The organism is Streptomyces sp. NPDC006610 (assembly GCF_040611575.1).
In the GTDB taxonomy this organism is placed as follows: domain Bacteria; phylum Actinomycetota; class Actinomycetes; order Streptomycetales; family Streptomycetaceae; genus Streptomyces.
In genome coordinates this window covers 1-15,840 of the sequence record NZ_JBEXOP010000029.1, presented here as the reverse complement: position 1 = coordinate 15,840, position 15,840 = coordinate 1, and the positions used below count along the sequence as shown (strand labels likewise).

Below are 15,840 nucleotides of genomic sequence, written 5' to 3'. Positions count from 1 at the left end.
CCGTGACTGCGTTGAGCGGGGCGTTCAGGCGTTGCAACAACCGCCGGATGCGGTGGCCGGGCTGGGGGAAACGGTGATGAGCTGAACCGGCTGCGGGGCAGGAGTGGTGCAGCAGCCCGCCTCAGCCTCGGAGGCGTCGGCGGTGTCGAACAGTCCGGAGCCGCCGCACACGCCGGTTTCCGGCAGAACCAGTTCCACGCGGTCGGCCGCTTCGGTGTCGCCCGCCAGTGCGGCCGCTACGGAGCGGACCTGCTCGTAGCCGGTCATCGCGAGGAACGTGGGAGCACGTCCGTAGCTCTTCATGCCGACCAGGTAGACACCGGAGTCCGGGTGGGACAGTTCCCGGTGGCCGTGCGGGTAGACGGTGCCGCAGGAGTGCTGGTTGGGGTCGATCAGCGGAGCGAGCTCCACCGGTGCCTGCAGGCGCTCGTCCAGGCGCAGACGAACCTCGGAGAGGAAAGACAAGTCGGGGCGGAGTCCGGTCAGGACGATGAGCTCGTCCACGCCCCGCAGGCGTCGGCCGTCCTCGGCCACCAGTACCAGCCGGCCAGCCGTGTCGCGTTCGACGGCCTCGGTCCGGAAGCCGGTGACCGCTTCAGCCTGGCCGTCGTCGACGGTCGCCTTTGCAGCGAGGCCGAGAGCACCGCGCGCGGGCAGCTGGTCCGCGTCTCCGCCGCCGAAGGTGGATTCGGAGATGCCGCGGCGCAGCACCCACACCGTCTTCGTCGCCGTGTCGTCCTGGGAGCGCGCCAGCTCGGCCAGTGCGACGAGGGCGGTGAACGCGGAGGCGCCCGAGCCGATGACGGCGGTGCGCTTGCCCGCGTATCGGTCACGAACGGCCGGGTCCGTGAGGTCGGGGATGCGGTAGCTGATGCGGTCGGCTGCCGCCCGCTCGCCGAAAGCCGGCAGACCGCTGCCCCCGGCTGGAGAGGGCAGGGCCCAGGTACCCGAGGCGTCGATCACTCCGGCGGCGAGGATCCGTTCCTCGCGACCGTCGGTGTGCTGGACGTGCACGACGAAGGGCTGGGTGTCGCGGTCGGCGTCCACAACGCGGTCCCGCCCGGCCTTCGTTACGCCGGTGACCCGGGCACCGTAACGGACCCGGTCACCGAGAACGGCGGCGAGTGGCCGCAGGTAGTGCTCGATCCAGTCGCCGCCGCTCGGGTAGGTGCTGGCGTCGGGCTTGCTCCAGCCCGTCGGGGCGAGGAGCTTCTCAGCGGCCGGATCGACGACTTCGCCCCAGGTGGAGAACAGGCGGACGTGCGCCCAGTCGTGCACGGAGGTGCCGGCGGTGCGGCCCGCCTCGAGAACGAGTGCATTCAGGCCGCGGTCGGAGAGGTGGGCTGCGGCGGCCAGGCCGATGGGGCCGGCGCCGATGACGACCACGGGCGGAACAGAAGCGGTGGACATGGTTGCGACGACTCCTCGGCTTCGATGCTTGTCGATATCGGTCAGCATGCACCGAAGATCGATGTCCGTCAACATAGAAGTTCATCTAATCAAGCCCGCTCGGGGTATGGGGGTTCCGTTTACCGCTTGGCAAATGATTTGATGCCTGTCAACATAGAGGTATGTCTAATCTGGCCATCGGCTCCACCGACCTGCACGCCACCGCGTCATGGTGTTGCCAGCCGCTGGGCAAGGAAGAACTGTCCGCTGCGGACTCTGAGAAGATCGCCACGATCTTCAAGGCGCTGTCCGATCCCGTCCGGCTGCGGCTGTTCTCGAAGATCGCGGCCCAGCCGGCCGGAGAGGCCTGTGTCTGTGACATCCAGGACGTCGGCGTTTCTCAGCCCACTGTCAGCCACCACCTGCGCAAGCTGCGAGAAGCCGGGCTTCTCCAGTCCGAGCGCCGTGCCAGCTGGGTGTACTACCGCGTTGCGCCCGGAGTGTTGTCGGCCATGGCGGGCCTGCTGTCGCAGAGCACCTGATCGGCCGACACCGTCCGTCCGCTGCTGGATGCTTCGGCCGGACGCAACGGCTCCCGGGCGCGTGAACATGCCTACGGGTAACGGACCCCGGGAAGGACGCCGGGAGGGGAGACGCCATGTGCCAGAAAGGGGTCATCGCCCCTTGTGACGGTACGTGCTTGGAGCTGAGCACAGCCGACATGGTCTGGTGGTCCAAGGTGTTCAAAACCCTCGGGGACCCAGTGCGCCTGCAGTTGCTGATGCAGCTCGCGGAACGGGCCGGGGCCGAGGCTGCGGTACATGAACTGGCGGACGTCGGGGTATCCCCGGCGACCGTCAGTCACCACCTGAAACGCCTGCGCTGCATCGGTCTGATCGAAAGCAGACGTGAGGGCCGCCTCGTCTACTACAGACTGGGTGAGGGAGTGCGCTCTGCGCTGATGCAGATTCTGCATCAGCGCAGCCAAGTCGGCGCGTGACCGGCGGTCGAGCGGGACCAGCACCCCGGCTCCGCACCCCCGATTCGGACAACACGGTACGAGGCCGGAGGCCGAGCCGGGGAGCCGGGTGGTGCGGGCGCTTTCCCGAACGCCGGGGATCAGCCCACGGCAGCAGCCGCGGAGGCCGACACGGGCTGGTCCAGGTGAACGGTCGTATCGCACAGGCGCTCCACCTGCGCCGGGTCGTGGGAGACGAGCAGGACCGCTCGGCGGCCGTGCAGTGCGGCGATGGATTGTTCGACCTTGTCCCTGCTGCGTTCGTCGAGTGCACTGGTGGGCTCGTCGAGCAGCAGTGCTGCCGGCTCCAGAGCCAGGGCGCGGGCAAGACAAAGCCGTTGGCGCTGCCCTGCGGACAGGTCCTGCGCGGGCGAATCAAGCCGGTCGGCAACCTCCTTCCACAGTCCGGCCTCTTCCAGCGCCTGCTCTGCCCGCTCCCGCAAGATTTCCTGGGAAGCCCGCAGGACATGGCGCAGACCGAACAGGGCATTGTCGAGGATGCTGCCACCGAAGACGACCGGCGTCTGGGGCACGAGTACGATCTTGGCCCTCAGGTCGGCGTCTCCCTTGCCGGGCGCGATCGTCCGCTCGAGCACCCGCAGTTCCCCGTCACGAATCAGCCCGTTGGGCAGCAGTTCCACCAAGGCGCGCAGGATGGTGGACTTGCCCACTCCCGACGGTCCGCACAACCCGGTGGTGGAACCGTGTTCGAGACTGAACGAGACGGGCCCGACCAACACCTTCTCGCGGCTGCGTACACGGAGCTCGCGCACGGTGATTACGTGGTCCATCTCTCCCCCTCGAAGCGGTTGCGCAGCGCGACTGCCGCGCTGAGAAGTACTGCCGTGATGAGCACCAGCGCCATCGCGCTTCCCCATGCCTGGGTGACGGCCTGGGGGTCACCCGAGTCCTGGGAAAGAGTGAAGATGTGGGTCGGCAATGCCTGTACGGGTGCTTCGACGATGCCGCTCGGCACGGCGGGCGCGCCGAAGAAGACAGTCGCGGTGAACAACAGCGGGGCGGTCTCGCCCGCGGCTCGGGCCAGGCCGAGGAGCAGGCCGGTGATCGTCGCCGGCCAGGTGTACGGAACGACCACGGAGCGAACGAACTGCGCGCGCGTCAGCCCTAGTGACAGGGCACTCTCCGTGAGTTCCGGAGGAATGCTCCTGACGCGGGCGGAGGTGGTCAGAGCGATCACCGGCACCACAACGGGAACGAGTACGATCGCGCCCGCCAGCCAGGACCGGCCCCAGCCCATCATGGTGGACAGGATCACGAAACCTGCCAGGCCCAGCAGGATGGTCGGCGCCCCTCCGAGGACGACGGTGAGGGTCTGCAGCACGCGTGCCGTGCGCTCGGAGGCATGAATTCCGATCAGGATGCCCGCGCCGAAGCCCAAGGGCAGAGCCAGGACGGCCGTGGTGGCGATGAGCAGCAGAGTGCCGACGATCTGATCGCGCACGCCTCCTCCGGCCGCGCCGGTCGCCGACGTGAACCAGAAGGACGGATTCAACGCCGAGCTTCCCCGCGTCACCAGCAGAGCGAGCATGCCGGCGAGGAGGATGCTGGGCAACAACAGGGCACCCATCCGCAGCACCATCACCAGTCGATCCCGCTGCAGCCGCATTCGCGGCGTGCCCCGGAACCGGAAGCGGGGGACGCGCTTGGTCGCTGAGCCTCGGGTGCGACCTCGTGTGCCCCAGATTGTGGCGGCGGCCACCAGTGCCAGGAGGATGAGGCCGAGCCCGCACAGAGCGGCGAAGTAGGGACCGGAAGTTCCGGCCAACACGGGTTCCGGGCCGGCGAGCTTCGTCGTCAGCGTCTGGCCGGGGTGGACCAGCGAGTCGAAAAACCCTCCGAAACTGGTGGGCAGCCGGCCGTCCGCCCGGCCCACGACCAGGAATACGGCGATGGCTTCGCCCAGCGCCCGGGCCAGACCGAGCAGAACGGCCGCTCGCATGGCTGGCCGCGCCATCGGCAGAACCGCCGAGCGAACCACTTCCCGCCGGGTCAGCCCGAGCGAGTAGGCGGCCTCGCGGACGCGGTCGGGCACTGCGGCGAGTGCGTCGACACTGACGGCCACGATGGTGGGAGTGATCATGACCGCGAGAACGATGCCGGCGGCCGCGAGACTGTCCCCGCCGGGTACGTCGGCGAACTGCGCGATGACGGGACGGACGACCATGATGCCGATGAGGCCGTAGACGATGGACGGCACGGCGGCGAGCAACTCCACGCACATACGCAGAGGGCGCGCCAAGCGGGGCGGCAGGTACTCTGACAGCGCCACGGCCGCTGCCCAGCTGACGGGCACGGCGATGACGAGGGCGAGAACCGACACCACCGCCGTGCCATAGATCATTGCCAGACCGCCGTACACGGAGTTGGCCGGGCTCCACGAGCCTTCGGACAGCAACTCCAGCCAGTCCACGTGGCCGTCGGCGACGCCTGCGGCGAGATACCCGATGACAGTAAGGAGCAGAGCCGCCACGGCGAACGCCCCGGCATACATCCAGCCCCAGATCCACTTCGAGGGGCGTGGGCGGCTGCCGGTGTCGGGTGCGACGGGCGGCCGAGTCAGGGTCTTGGTGGTCATCGGTTACTTACCGATTTCCCTGAGAGTGAGGTAGCCGTGCTTGGTCATCAGCTCCTGGCCCTTGGAAGACAGGAGGTAGTCGACGAACTTCCTGGCGGATCCCTCCGGCTCGCCGTCGGTGATCAAGTACAGGGGCCGGGCCATGGGGTACTTGCCGGACGCGATGTTCTCCGGGGAAGGCTCGATCCCGTCGAGCGTCACCGCGGCTAGACCGTCGCGTCCTTCGACGAAGCTGGTGGACAGCGGTGCCACGGCGCCCGGCGTGGACTCCAGCTTGTTGCGGGTTTCGAGGTTGCCCCCGACGATGGCGTAATTGCCCGACTCCGGCGGCGGCGGTGCCTCCTTGTCCCCGTACATGTACTTGTTGAGGACCTCCCGGGTTCCGCGCCCCGGCTCTTTGTCGTAGACGAAGACGTCGAGGTCGGGACCGCCGACTTCAGACCAGTTGTTGATCTTTCCCTCGAACAGGTCACGAACCTGGTCGGCGGTGAGGTTCTTCACCCCGGCGTCGGCGACTTCCTTGGTGACGATGACACCGACGGCGTCCGCACCGATTTGTGTGGGGAGAAAGTCGGTGTTGGAGTTTGCGGCCTTGTCTTCTTCGGCCAGAGGCTTCGAGCTCAGCGCGATGTCGATCTGGCCCGCTGCGAGCTGGGAGATGCCGCCGGCCGAGCCGCCCTGAGTGGCCACGGTGATGTCGAGCCCGTCGGCCTTGAGAGCCTCGGCCGCGTCCGCGGCCACCGGCGCTACGGTGGTCGACCCGCTGACCTGGAGGGCACCACCCTTTTCGGCTCCGCCGTCCGAGCAGCTTGTGAGGGTCATGACTGCCAGAGCCGAGGTGGCGAGGCATGCGCGGCGGCGATTCTTGTTGAACATTGCTGAAGCCTTTCCTTCGTGCGTGACCGCGGTACGTGGGATGAGGTGGAACGGGGCGGGTTGCGAGGCCCCTGGGGCGGTCACCGGTGTGACGGAAGGGGAAGGGCTGGCCGGGGGAGGGGTGCATCCCGGTCGGTCGTGCCGGCGGTCGCGAGAAGCGGACCGGCCGGACGGGGTGAGGCAACGGCTACAGCCGGCGCCTCGGAGAATATGGATGTGGACATGTCAGATCCTTCGGGGTTGGCGGTGCCCTGAAAGAGACGCGGGACAACACCTCGTGAGGAGCTGCCCGCGCAGGCTGCGGTGGATCTGGCGAGCGGTGCCGACGGTTCACACCCGCCGGCACGCGGACGCAGGTGACCGGGCGCCGTGGCCCGGTCTGCGGCGGTCTCTACGAGGCCGCGGTGAGCCAGACAGTGCCAGCCGCGTCCAGGTGGACGTACATACCGTCGGCTGCGTGGCTGGTGTGCATGGAGCCGCTGAGGAAGTGCCAGGTGCAGTCGGCGCGTTCGGGCAGCAGGGTAGTGAGGTTGACCCGAGCTTTTTCCGTTGACGGGTTGTGCAGGCCCAGAACTGCGCGCGAGCGGTCGGCGGGCTCGTGCAGCACACCCTCGATGCTGCCTGCGTCCAGCCTGCGGACGAGGGCGTCTTCGGTGAAGGCGGCTGCGATATGGGGCCTGTCCAGACAATCGGACAGAACGGGAGCCCCATGCCACAGGGCTTGGGCGGATTCGGGAGAACTCACAGCAGGGGCCTTCCTGTCATGGCGGATCCAGGTTTGTGTCCCAGCAGGCGCAGGACGGTGGGGGCCACATCGGCCAGCGTGGCCCTCTCTGGCAGTACGGGTGCCGGCGTGTCGCTCCTGTTGGGGACGATCACCAGGGGGACCGGGTTGGTGGTGTGCCCGCCGTAGGGCCGCATGGTGCCGTCCGGCGCCTGCTTGGTCATGCGTTCGGCGTTGCCGTGGTCGCCGACGGCGAGCACCCATCGGCGACTGTCCCGGGCCGCTCGCAGGATCTGCTCCATCGCGGCGTCGGTGGCCTCGCAGGCGGTGACGGTGGCGGCGAGGTTGCCGGTGTGGCCGACCACGTCGATGTTGGCCAGGTTGGCGATGACCAGATCGACGTCCGTGCGGGCGGCGGCTTCGACCACGGCCGCGGTGACGCGGTCGAGGTTCATCCGGGGACGCGCGACGTAGTCTGCCTTTCCGTCTCCGGTGATGCGCACGTGCTCCTCTCCGCTGCGCACTGTCGCGTCACGGCCGTTGATGTAGTACGTGACATGCTCGAACTTCTCGGCCTCGGCTATGCGGACACTGCGCAGCCCCACTGCGGCGAGCTCGTCGGCGAGACCGCCGGAGGCATCCGCGCGCTCCACGAGAGCGGGTATGGCAGTGCGGGTGTCGTACTGGGCCAGGCTGACCATGTCCACCGAGCGGCCGCTGGCAGTCAGATGCTCGCTGAGACGGTCGGCGAACTGCTGAATGCGGTCGCTGCGGAAGTTGAACCACAGCACCGTGTCCCCGTCGGCGATCCTGGCGTCTCCCGCAGGCGTGAGCACGCTCGCGGGGACCCACTCGTCGCCGCGCTCACTCGCGCCGACCGCTGTCAGGACGCTGCCGGTGGGCGTGCCCTGTCCGTCGGCGACCAGGGTGACCGCCTGTTCGGTCAGATCGAGGTTGCCGGCCTTGTCCATCGCGTAGCCGCGGCCGATGACGGTGGCGACCTGTCCCACCCCGGCCTGGGCGGTCAGCTCGGCCACCCGCGTCAGGTAGGTCTCGCCGGTGTGGTCGGCGACATCGCGGCCGTCAGTGATCGCATGGATGAACACACGCTGCACCTGGTGGGCGGCTGCAGCGTCCAGCAGTTCGCTCAGGTGCTCGACGTGGGAGTGGATCTGACCGTCCGAGCACAGACCGATCAGGTGCAGTGCGCCCGCGACCGCGGCGGTCTTCTCCAGCAGGGCACCCAGTCGCGGATGCGTACGCAGGGCACCGCTGTCGATGGCCTGCTGGACCAGGAGGCTGTCGTAGGGCAGGGGCCGACCGGCTCCGATGACCATGTGGCCGATCTCGGAGTTTCCGACAGTGCCCGGGAGCAGGCCGACCGCGTCGCCGGAGGCCTCGGCCAGGGTGCTCGGGTGGCGGGCGACCAGGTCGTCCAGGACAGGGGTGTGCGCCAGCGTCAGCGCGTTGTCGTCGGCTGTGTCGGCGTGGCCCCAGCCGTCGAGGACCAGGAGAATGCCCGGGCCGGCGGGCACCGGTTCGGGCGTGCTCACTTGGTGCTCTCCAGCGCGGGGTACAGGGTGTCGAGGGTCTGCCAGAAGGTAGGGAAGGACTTGGCGACGCAGCCAGGATCCTTGATGACCACGCCCTCGGTGCGCAGGCCGCCGATGGCGAAGGTCATGGCGATGCGGTGGTCGTCGTAGGTGTCGATGACCGCGCCGTGCGGGGTGCCGCCAGTGATGTACATCGCGTCCGCGTGTTCCTCGACGTCGATGCCCATCTTGCGCAGCTCGGTGGTGACGGCGGCGATGCGGTCGCACTCCTTGACGCGCAGGGAAGCGATGTTGGTGATGCGGGTGGTGCCCTCGGCGTAGGCGGCGGTGATCGCCAGGGAGGGTACGACGTCGGGCATGGCCTCCATGTCGATGTCGATGCCGTGGAGGGGCCCGCCGGTCAGGGTGATCGAGTCGTCGGTGACCTCGGTGCGGCAGCCCATCCGCTCCAGGGCCTGGACGAGGTGGACGTCTCCCTGGTGGGAACCGGCGCCGATGCCTGGGATGACGACCCGTGACTGCAGGATGGCGGCGGCGGCCAGGAAGTAGGACATGCCAGAGGCGTCCGGCTCGACCGTCACCTCTCCGCCGCGGGCCTGCTGCCCGGCCGGGACGGTGAAACGGCGGTATTCGTCCCGGTCGACGCTGACGCCCATCTCCTTCAGCGCGGCCAGCGTCATCTCCACGTACGGCTTGGAGACCAGCTCGTCGCTGATGGTGATCTCGGTGTCGGTCTGGGCGCGCAGCGCGTTGATGATGAGGCTGGAGGTGAACTGGCTGGACACGGCACCGCTGATGGACGTGGCGCCGCCCTTGAAGGAGCCGCCGATCACACGGATGGGCGGACTGCCGTTGCCACGCACCGCGGCGGCGTCCACACCCAGCGCAGGCAGGGCCTTGAGCAGGTCTCCCATGGGACGTTCCTGCATGCGGGTGTTGCCGGTGATGACCGTGGTGCCTTCGGCGTGCCCGGCCATGGAGATCAGGAACCGCAGCGGGGTGCCCGCACCGCCGACGAAGACCTCCTCGCTCGGGGCGCGCATCGCCTCGCCCGTGGGGGTGACGCGGATGCGGGCAGTGGCGTGGTCGATGTCGCAGGTGACGTGGCCGAACGCCTCGATGGCGCGGGCTAGGTAGACCGTGTCGTCCGACAGCAGCGCGTTGTCGATGACGGTTTCCTGCCCGGACAGGGAGGCGATGGCCAGGTAGCGGTTGGTGTAGCTCTTGGAGCCCAGGACGCGGACGGTCTCGTCGAAACCGGCCAGTGTCCGGACGGTGAGGGACTCGGCCTTGAGGCGCGGGTCGGGTGCGGCGGACATGCGGTGCCTCCAGCGAAAGGGGGGAGAGTGGGGGGGGGCTTGCGGCCGGTGGGAGGTTCAGGCCTTGACGACCCGGCAGGCGAAGCACTTGAAGGCCTGCTGGCCGGACAGGCTGTCGTAGAAGCGGTCGTCGGGGAGGGTGTTGGCCGCCTCGTAGCGTGGGTCGTCGAAGAGGTCGCCCAGTTTCTGGGCAGGGCCGAACGTGTTGGGGACGAACACGGTGTCCGTTCTGATCCCCTCCCACAGCAGAGCCGTGCCCGTCACCGATCCGCGAGGGCTTTCGACACGGACGTCGTCGCGGTCGGCGATGCCCAGGCTGCGAGCCGTGTCGGGATGGATCTGGATGAAGCGGATGCCGTTGAGCTGCTTGCCCGTCGGTGTCCAGTGGGTGACCTCGGCGAAGTGGACGACACTGGGCCGGCCGGTCATGCCCATCAGCGGGAAATCGCGGTGCACCGCGTCGCTGCCGGGCACCGCCAGTCGTACCGGATGGGTGACGGCCTGGGGGTTGATGGGATTGGTGACGAACTTCCTGCTGTAGGCGAGGGTCGGATTCTTCCCGGTGACCTCGGGATGCGTATAGAAGATCGGCAGGGCGCTGTGACCGGTGACGGCCAGCTTCTTCTCCAGCTCCGAGGTGGTGATCTCCACCTTGCCGCTGGGGGTGAGGAAGCGTTTGCCCCGGTGGGCGGGGTTCAGCGACTCGGCGGCCTCGTACCAGCTTTGGTGGTCCAGGTAGAGGGTGCTCACGCCTGGGTGGTCGGTGGTGGGGCACGGCCAGCGCAGTGGCTCGGTCCGCTTGCGCATCCGCGTGCGGGTCATGCCGCCCATGCCGGGGGTGTGGGTGACAAAGTCGTCCCACAGGTTCTTGTAGTCCATCCACCGCTCGGGGAACGCCTCACGCCATTCGGCGCCGGGCCGGCGGGTGTCCAGCTCCGCCAGGGCGTGTGCCAGGCCGATCCAGATTTCCCAGTCCGGCCGGGACTCGCCGACCCGGTCGACGACCTGGTCCTGCCAGCGGATGGCCCTGTCGTCGCGGCGCATGTAGACGCCTTCCATCTCCAGCCCGCTGCAGACCGGCAGGATGATGTCGGCGTAGTACGCGGCCTCTTCCATGAAGAGGCCGGTGTAGACGTAGAAGTCGAGCTGCTCGAAGGCCTTCTTGACCTTGGTCGTGTTCGCGGAGGACACCAGCGGGTTGCCCTGGGTCATTACCGCGCGCAGCCGGTAGGGGTTGTTCGTCAGGATGGACTCGGCGAAGTAGTCCGGGCCGACCGGCAGCGCTTCGCGCCGCTCGGGCACATCGGCCTTCAGCGGCGGCAGGTGCAGGTCGCCGGGCCAGGTGTTGTGCATGAAGTTGCAGCCGCCGCCCGGCCGTCCGATGTTGCCGGTGACCGCGGCCAGAAAGGTGGCGACCCGGTAGGTGTCGAACGCGCTGAGCTGGTGGGAGATCCCGGCGTTGCAAAAGATCGCCGCCGGCTTCGCCGTCGCGTACTCCACGGCCATCTCGGTGATGACGTCGGCCTTGAGTCCAGTGACCTTCGCCGCCCATGCGGGGGTGTACTGGTGCTTGGCCAGATGGGCGCGCAGCTCGTCGAAGCCGGCCACCCACCGCTTGACGAAGGCCTTGTCGTACAAGGCCTCCTCCACGATGTGGTGGAGCATGGCCAGGAGCAGCGCGAGGTCGGTGTGCGGCTTGGGCGCCACCCACCGGTCGGCGACAGCTCCGGTTGGAGTCAGACGCGGGTCGACGACGGTCAGGGTGGCCTTTGTCTTCTCGCGGTTGCGCAGCAGGTAGTCGAAGGTCACCGGGTGGGTCTCGGCCTGGTTGGTGCCCAGGAATAGGTAGTGGCGGGCTGATCCGAGGTCGTCCTTGCCTGTCGACCCGTCGATCCCGTACCCGTTGGTGAAGTTGCCCAGACCGAAGGTCGTCGCCAGGGCGTTGCCGCCGGCGTCGTTGCAGACCGGGCCGACGTCGGTGTTGTTGGGGCTGCCCAGCATCGCGAACAGGCGGGCCACGAGCGACCCCGTGCCGCGGGGCATGCGGCCGGTGGTGCGGTTGGCGATGGTGTGCGCCTGTCCGGCATCGCGCAGTGCCAGGAACCTCCTCGCGATGGTGTGCAGGGCCTCTTCCCAGCTCACGGCCTCGAACTTGGAGTGGGGCGAGCCCTTTGCGCCGGAGACGCGACGCAGCGGGCGAGTCAGCCGCTCGGCGTTGTAGACGAGCTGAGGCATCAGCTCGGCCTTAACGCAAACCTGTCCCTGCTGGACGGGGTCGCGGTCCTCGCCGCGCACGGCCAGTACCCGGCCCGCCTTTAGGTCGACGTTGAGTCGGCAGTTGGAGTTGCAGAACTGGCACGCTGTGGCGACGGTCTTGTCAGGGGTCAGGGCAGCGGACTGGTCGGTGAAGTCTGTGCCTGTCCGGCCCGCAGGTCCGGATGTCCCGCTCGTTACGCCGGGTTCCACGGCGGCGTGCGCGGAGACCACTGGAAGCAGGACCGGCGTTCCTAGGCCGGCGCCGCCGATGACGCTGCCGCGGACGAAGCCGCGTCGGGACAGGCCGTGCTGATCGTGCTTCATGGAGACGTGGGGATCCTTCCGCCTGGTGTGCGAACGAGGCGGGCATGGCGGTGCCCGGGCCGTGCGGGCACCCCGCACGGCCTTGTGACAAGCAGATGTGCTGGGGTGGTGGTCAGTGAGCGGGTGTCGGCGCAGTGCCGGCTTCGGCCTTGGTGCGTACGGCGGCCAGGAACGCCCTGAGGATTTTGTGCTCGGCTCCGGGCGCGGACGACAGCTCAGGCTGGAAAAGACTGCCCATGAAGAACGGATGGCCGGCGATCTCCAGTGCGCGCGGTGCGCCGTCGCTGTCCCAGGCGCTGAGCTGCAGCGATCCCTGATTGGCGGCGTTCATGAAGGCGTCGGTCAACCCGTAGTCGCAGTGGAAGATCTCCTCGACCTCGGTCGTGCCGTAGATGGCGGCGAGCCGGGAGTCCTCCTTGACCTTCAAAGGAGCTTTCTCTCCGCGGAAGGAGCACTTCAGCGGTGTCACGAGAGGCATCAGCTTTTCGGGATCCTCATCGACACCGTCTGCCTCCGGCAGATGCAGTACGTTCTGGGCGTGCTCGATCAGGGCGCTGAAGAAGCCGCCGCAGGTGCCCAGGAACGGCAGCCGGTTCTCCCGAGCGTGTCGTACGGCGACGTGCACACCCTTCTGGTTGAAGTAGGGCGCTCCCGGCACCACCCATATGCCGTCGAAGCCGTCCAGGCGGGAGGCGTCGTGTATCTCGGTGGTCGGTACCCACTCGGTGGTCAGGTCCCACTGCTCACGCATCGCGTCGATCTTCGGGTGGGACGGCTCGTCGTGGTTGCCGCGGTCCCCCACTAGGGCAAGGCGTGGCTGAGCAGAGACTGACATCGTTTCCCCTTCAACTGTTTCGGGAAGGTGTGGAACTGTCATCGCCAGTGACGGCCCCAGCCTTGTGGGCGCGGCAGAGCGCGTGCCGAGCGCTCGCCTGCGCGGAAATTGGTGCGTCTGAGGTGATGTCAGGACCGTGCCGCCACGCACGGATCCCGGGACAGAGAAGGCGAGGGGTGCTACCGACGCTTCGGCGGAGATGTGGCTACGAGTCGTTGCCTACCGGATGTACGCATGTCTTCCAGCCCCCCGATGCACCCCGCGCGGGAGCCCTCTGCAGGCCCCCCGTGCTGCTTCTCGCTCAATCTATCGATGGCGGTCTAAGTATTCGAGGGTTCTGTCGGTGGGCTGGAAATGATTGCGCCATCTCTGCGCCGAGGCGTCCGCTCGCTGCAGAAGGGTGTGAGCAAGGCATCCGACCTCAGCCTCACCAGCCATGTTGCCGTGAGTGGCGCCTCGGTCGGCAGGGATGTCCCTGGGGTGTTACTTGTCGGGTCATCGGGGTGCCGCGTGCGCCTTTGTGCACGCCAGCGCCGGAAACTGCGCTGCGGGCGAGGCGAGTTGCGAGACATCGGGGAGATGGCTGGAACCAGCGCACAAAGTCGGCCGTTATCAACAGCGATGACTGTTGATAACGGCCAATGCTGTTTAGTTTGGCCTGGCCGGTGGTCGGCCTGCCTTCATTCCCCCGCAGGCAGGCCAACCACCGGCCGCCCTACGGGGCGCCGACCTGTTGCGTTCGAGGAGAAGCAAGTGAACCCCTCCGCCGGCCATCCCCGCCGATGGCAGATTCTCAACATCCTGTGCCTGAGCCTGGTGCTGATCGGCCTGGACACCCTCATCCTGAACCTGGCTCTGCCCAGCATCCAGAAGGACCTGGACGCCACCAGCAGCCAACTGCAGTGGATGGTCGACTCATACGCCCTGGCCTTCGGCGGACTGCTGCTCATGGCCGGCGGCCTGTCGGACCGGTTCGGCCGCAAAAGACTGCTCTCCGTGGGGCTGGGCGCCTTCGCGCTGACCAGCCTCGGTGCCGCGTTCGCCTCCAACGCCGAGATGCTCATTACCTTCCGCGCCCTGATGGGTATCTCGGCCGCGCTGATGATGCCCGCCACCCTCGCCATCATCAAGGACGTCTTCCCGCGTGAAGAACAGGGCAAGGCGATCGGCATCTGGTCGGGTGCAGCCGCCGTCGGCGTACCGCTGGGCCCGGTTGTCAGCGGCCTGCTGCTCGAGCACTTCTGGTGGGGCTCGATGTTCCTCATCAACGTGCCCCTGGCGGCCATCGCCCTGATCGGCGGAGCCAAGCTGATCCCCGAATCGAAGGCGGAAGGCCACCCCGGTCTGGATCTCGTCGGCGCCCTTCTTTCGGTGGCCGGACTGGTGGCCATCGTCTACGGCCTGGTCGAGGCTCCGCACAACGGCTGGGGTGACGTCATCACCCTCGGCTCCCTCTTCCTCGGCGTAGTCCTGATGGTCGCCTTCGTCGTGTGGGAGCGGAAGACCACCCATCCGATGCTCGACGTCGGCCTGTTCCTCAACGCCCGCTACGGCGGTGGCGCCTTGGCCATCGCCTGCACCTCCTTCGGTCTTTACAGCGGCCTGTACCTGCTCACCCAGTACCTGCAGTCGGTGCTCGAACTGGACCCGCTGGGCGCGGGCCTGCGCATGCTCGCCATCGGCACGATGATGGTGGGTGCCCCCTTGTCGGCGAAGCTGGTGGAACGCACAGGGCTCAAGGCCACAGTGGTGCTCGGCCTGCTGCTGTGCGCCGCGGGACTCGGTATCTTGGCAGGGCTCACCGTCGACGACGAGACGCAGGCGCTCATCGGACTGGCCGTGTTCGGCCTCGGAATGGGCATCGCCCTGCCTGCCGCCGTCGACGCGATCCTGGTCGTCTCCGCCGCTCGCCAGGCGGGAGCCGGCTCCGCGGTGGCGGACGTGGGCATGCAGGTCGGCGGCGCGCTCGGCATCGCCATCAGCGGCAGCGTGATCGCCACGCTGTATCGCGATGACCTGCCCCAGGCCGCTCAGCTGCCCGGCGAGGCCGGGCAAGCGGTACACGAGTCCCTGGCAGGAGCATCCGCGGTCGCTCAGCAGCTCGGCGGTGCCGCCGGTCAGCGTGTCCTGGACGCCGCACAGCAGTCGTTCGTCGGTGGATTCGCCACCACGCTGCTGATCGCCGTCGGCGTTGCCGCAGTCGGTGCCGTGGTGGCCGCGTTGGTCCTGCCTCGGTCCCGTGTCACCGGAGACGACGGCACTGGAGCGTCCGAAGCCGCCGCTCACAGCGACGACGCTCCTGCTACCACCTGAAGGCCGGGGAGCGGACAGTGCATAGGATCGACTCCGCAACCCCGTCCGGCCCGCAAGCCAGGACCGGGCCGCCCGGGCCGGACGACCGGCCCGCCGGAGAGGGAGAGGTGACGATGGCCCGGCCATCGAAGCTCAGGGTGGCGGTCAGCGATCCTGCTCAGTGGCTGAGTGAACGCGACCGGGCACAGATGCTGGCACCCAAACTGCGGGCGCTGGCAGACGAGACCCGGCTGACACTGATCCTGCTGATCGCCCAACGTCCCCGCACCGTCAAGGAGCTGCAGGAGGCCACTGGCCTGAGCCAGACCCTGGTCAGCCATCACCTGGCCCCGCTGCGGGAGCAGAACCTCGTCGAGGCGATCCCCAAGGGTCGCAGTAATCAGTACGTGATGTGCTGCCAGACCTTGGCCGAGCCGCTGCGCATGTTCGCCAGCCTGGCCGCCATGGACCCCGAAACGGTGGCGGCCTGCCTTCAAACGGAGGCAGACCAACCCACTACTGCCCAAGGGGCCTGATCACTCATGTCGAAGGGGCGGGTGCTCCACGCTTCAGCCTCAGCAGACTCCAGTATCGGCGTGACCAGCTCCTTAGTCTGCATGCACGCGTGCGCGACCTGCTGAAGCATCGCCGCCATCTG

13 protein-coding genes are annotated in these 15,840 nt (G+C 68.0%); 4 read left to right on the top strand and 9 right to left on the bottom strand.

Going from position 1 to position 15,840, the window contains the following annotated elements:
* Window positions 1–24: 24 nt before the first annotated feature.
* Window positions 25–1,410, bottom strand: a complete 1,386-nt coding sequence (locus ABZY13_RS22610; RefSeq protein WP_356633510.1) for an FAD-dependent oxidoreductase — start codon at window positions 1,408–1,410, stop codon at window positions 25–27.
* A gap of 161 nt (window positions 1,411–1,571) precedes the next feature.
* Here ABZY13_RS22610 and ABZY13_RS22605 point away from each other — a divergent pair, with 161 nt between their 5' ends.
* Together ABZY13_RS22605 and ABZY13_RS22600 are read left to right on the top strand one after the other, a co-directional pair.
* On the top strand, window positions 1,572–1,931 hold the full coding sequence (locus ABZY13_RS22605; RefSeq protein ID WP_356633508.1) for a metalloregulator ArsR/SmtB family transcription factor: 360 nt from the start codon (window positions 1,572–1,574) through the stop codon (window positions 1,929–1,931).
* A gap of 158 nt (window positions 1,932–2,089) precedes the next feature.
* Complete coding sequence (locus tag ABZY13_RS22600) at window positions 2,090–2,389, top strand: metalloregulator ArsR/SmtB family transcription factor (RefSeq protein WP_356633506.1); 300 nt, start codon at window positions 2,090–2,092, stop codon at window positions 2,387–2,389.
* 119 nt (window positions 2,390–2,508) lie between these two features.
* On the opposite strand, the gene ABZY13_RS22595 is transcribed toward ABZY13_RS22600, so the two are convergent.
* The 8 genes from ABZY13_RS22595 to ABZY13_RS22560 all read right to left on the bottom strand — a co-directional run bounded on the left by ABZY13_RS22595 (window position 2,509) and on the right by ABZY13_RS22560 (window position 12,890).
* Window positions 2,509–3,198, bottom strand: a complete 690-nt coding sequence (locus tag ABZY13_RS22595; protein ID WP_356633504.1) for an ATP-binding cassette domain-containing protein — start codon at window positions 3,196–3,198, stop codon at window positions 2,509–2,511.
* On the bottom strand, window positions 3,186–5,003 hold the full coding sequence (pstC, locus tag ABZY13_RS22590; RefSeq protein WP_356633502.1) for a phosphate ABC transporter permease subunit PstC: 1,818 nt from the start codon (window positions 5,001–5,003) through the stop codon (window positions 3,186–3,188). The genes ABZY13_RS22595 and pstC overlap by 13 nt, the downstream gene beginning before the upstream one ends.
* A gap of 3 nt (window positions 5,004–5,006) precedes the next feature.
* A complete protein-coding gene (locus ABZY13_RS22585; RefSeq protein WP_356633500.1) occupies window positions 5,007–5,879 on the bottom strand; it encodes a phosphate ABC transporter substrate-binding protein in 873 nt (290 codons plus the stop codon).
* A 391-nt stretch (window positions 5,880–6,270) separates the two neighbouring features.
* The gene (locus tag ABZY13_RS22580; protein ID WP_356633498.1) at window positions 6,271–6,624 is read right to left on the bottom strand and encodes a hypothetical protein; all 354 of its coding nucleotides are present in this window, start codon (window positions 6,622–6,624) and stop codon (window positions 6,271–6,273) included.
* The gene (gpmI, locus tag ABZY13_RS22575; RefSeq protein WP_356633496.1) at window positions 6,621–8,156 is read right to left on the bottom strand and encodes a 2,3-bisphosphoglycerate-independent phosphoglycerate mutase; all 1,536 of its coding nucleotides are present in this window, start codon (window positions 8,154–8,156) and stop codon (window positions 6,621–6,623) included. Before gpmI ends, ABZY13_RS22580 begins: the two co-directional genes overlap by 4 nt.
* Window positions 8,153–9,475: a 3-phosphoshikimate 1-carboxyvinyltransferase gene (gene aroA, locus ABZY13_RS22570; RefSeq protein WP_356633494.1), complete on the bottom strand. Its 1,323-nt coding sequence runs from the start codon at window positions 9,473–9,475 to the stop codon at window positions 8,153–8,155. Before aroA ends, gpmI begins: the two co-directional genes overlap by 4 nt.
* A 57-nt stretch (window positions 9,476–9,532) precedes the next feature.
* On the bottom strand, window positions 9,533–12,055 hold the full coding sequence (locus ABZY13_RS22565) for a molybdopterin-dependent oxidoreductase (RefSeq protein ID WP_356633492.1): 2,523 nt from the start codon (window positions 12,053–12,055) through the stop codon (window positions 9,533–9,535).
* Between the two features lie 112 nt (window positions 12,056–12,167).
* Entirely contained in the window at window positions 12,168–12,890 is a 723-nt protein-coding gene (locus tag ABZY13_RS22560) for a hypothetical protein (RefSeq protein ID WP_356633490.1), read from the bottom strand.
* Between the two features lie 753 nt (window positions 12,891–13,643).
* Here ABZY13_RS22560 and ABZY13_RS22555 point away from each other — a divergent pair.
* Both ABZY13_RS22555 and ABZY13_RS22550 read left to right on the top strand, forming a co-directional pair.
* Window positions 13,644–15,203 (top strand): MFS transporter, encoded by a 1,560-nt coding sequence (locus ABZY13_RS22555; RefSeq protein ID WP_356633488.1) that lies wholly within the window; start codon window positions 13,644–13,646, stop codon window positions 15,201–15,203.
* 113 nt (window positions 15,204–15,316) lie between these two features.
* The gene (locus tag ABZY13_RS22550) at window positions 15,317–15,718 is read left to right on the top strand and encodes a metalloregulator ArsR/SmtB family transcription factor (protein ID WP_356633486.1); all 402 of its coding nucleotides are present in this window, start codon (window positions 15,317–15,319) and stop codon (window positions 15,716–15,718) included.
* The last annotated feature ends 122 nt before the right edge of the window (window positions 15,719–15,840 follow it).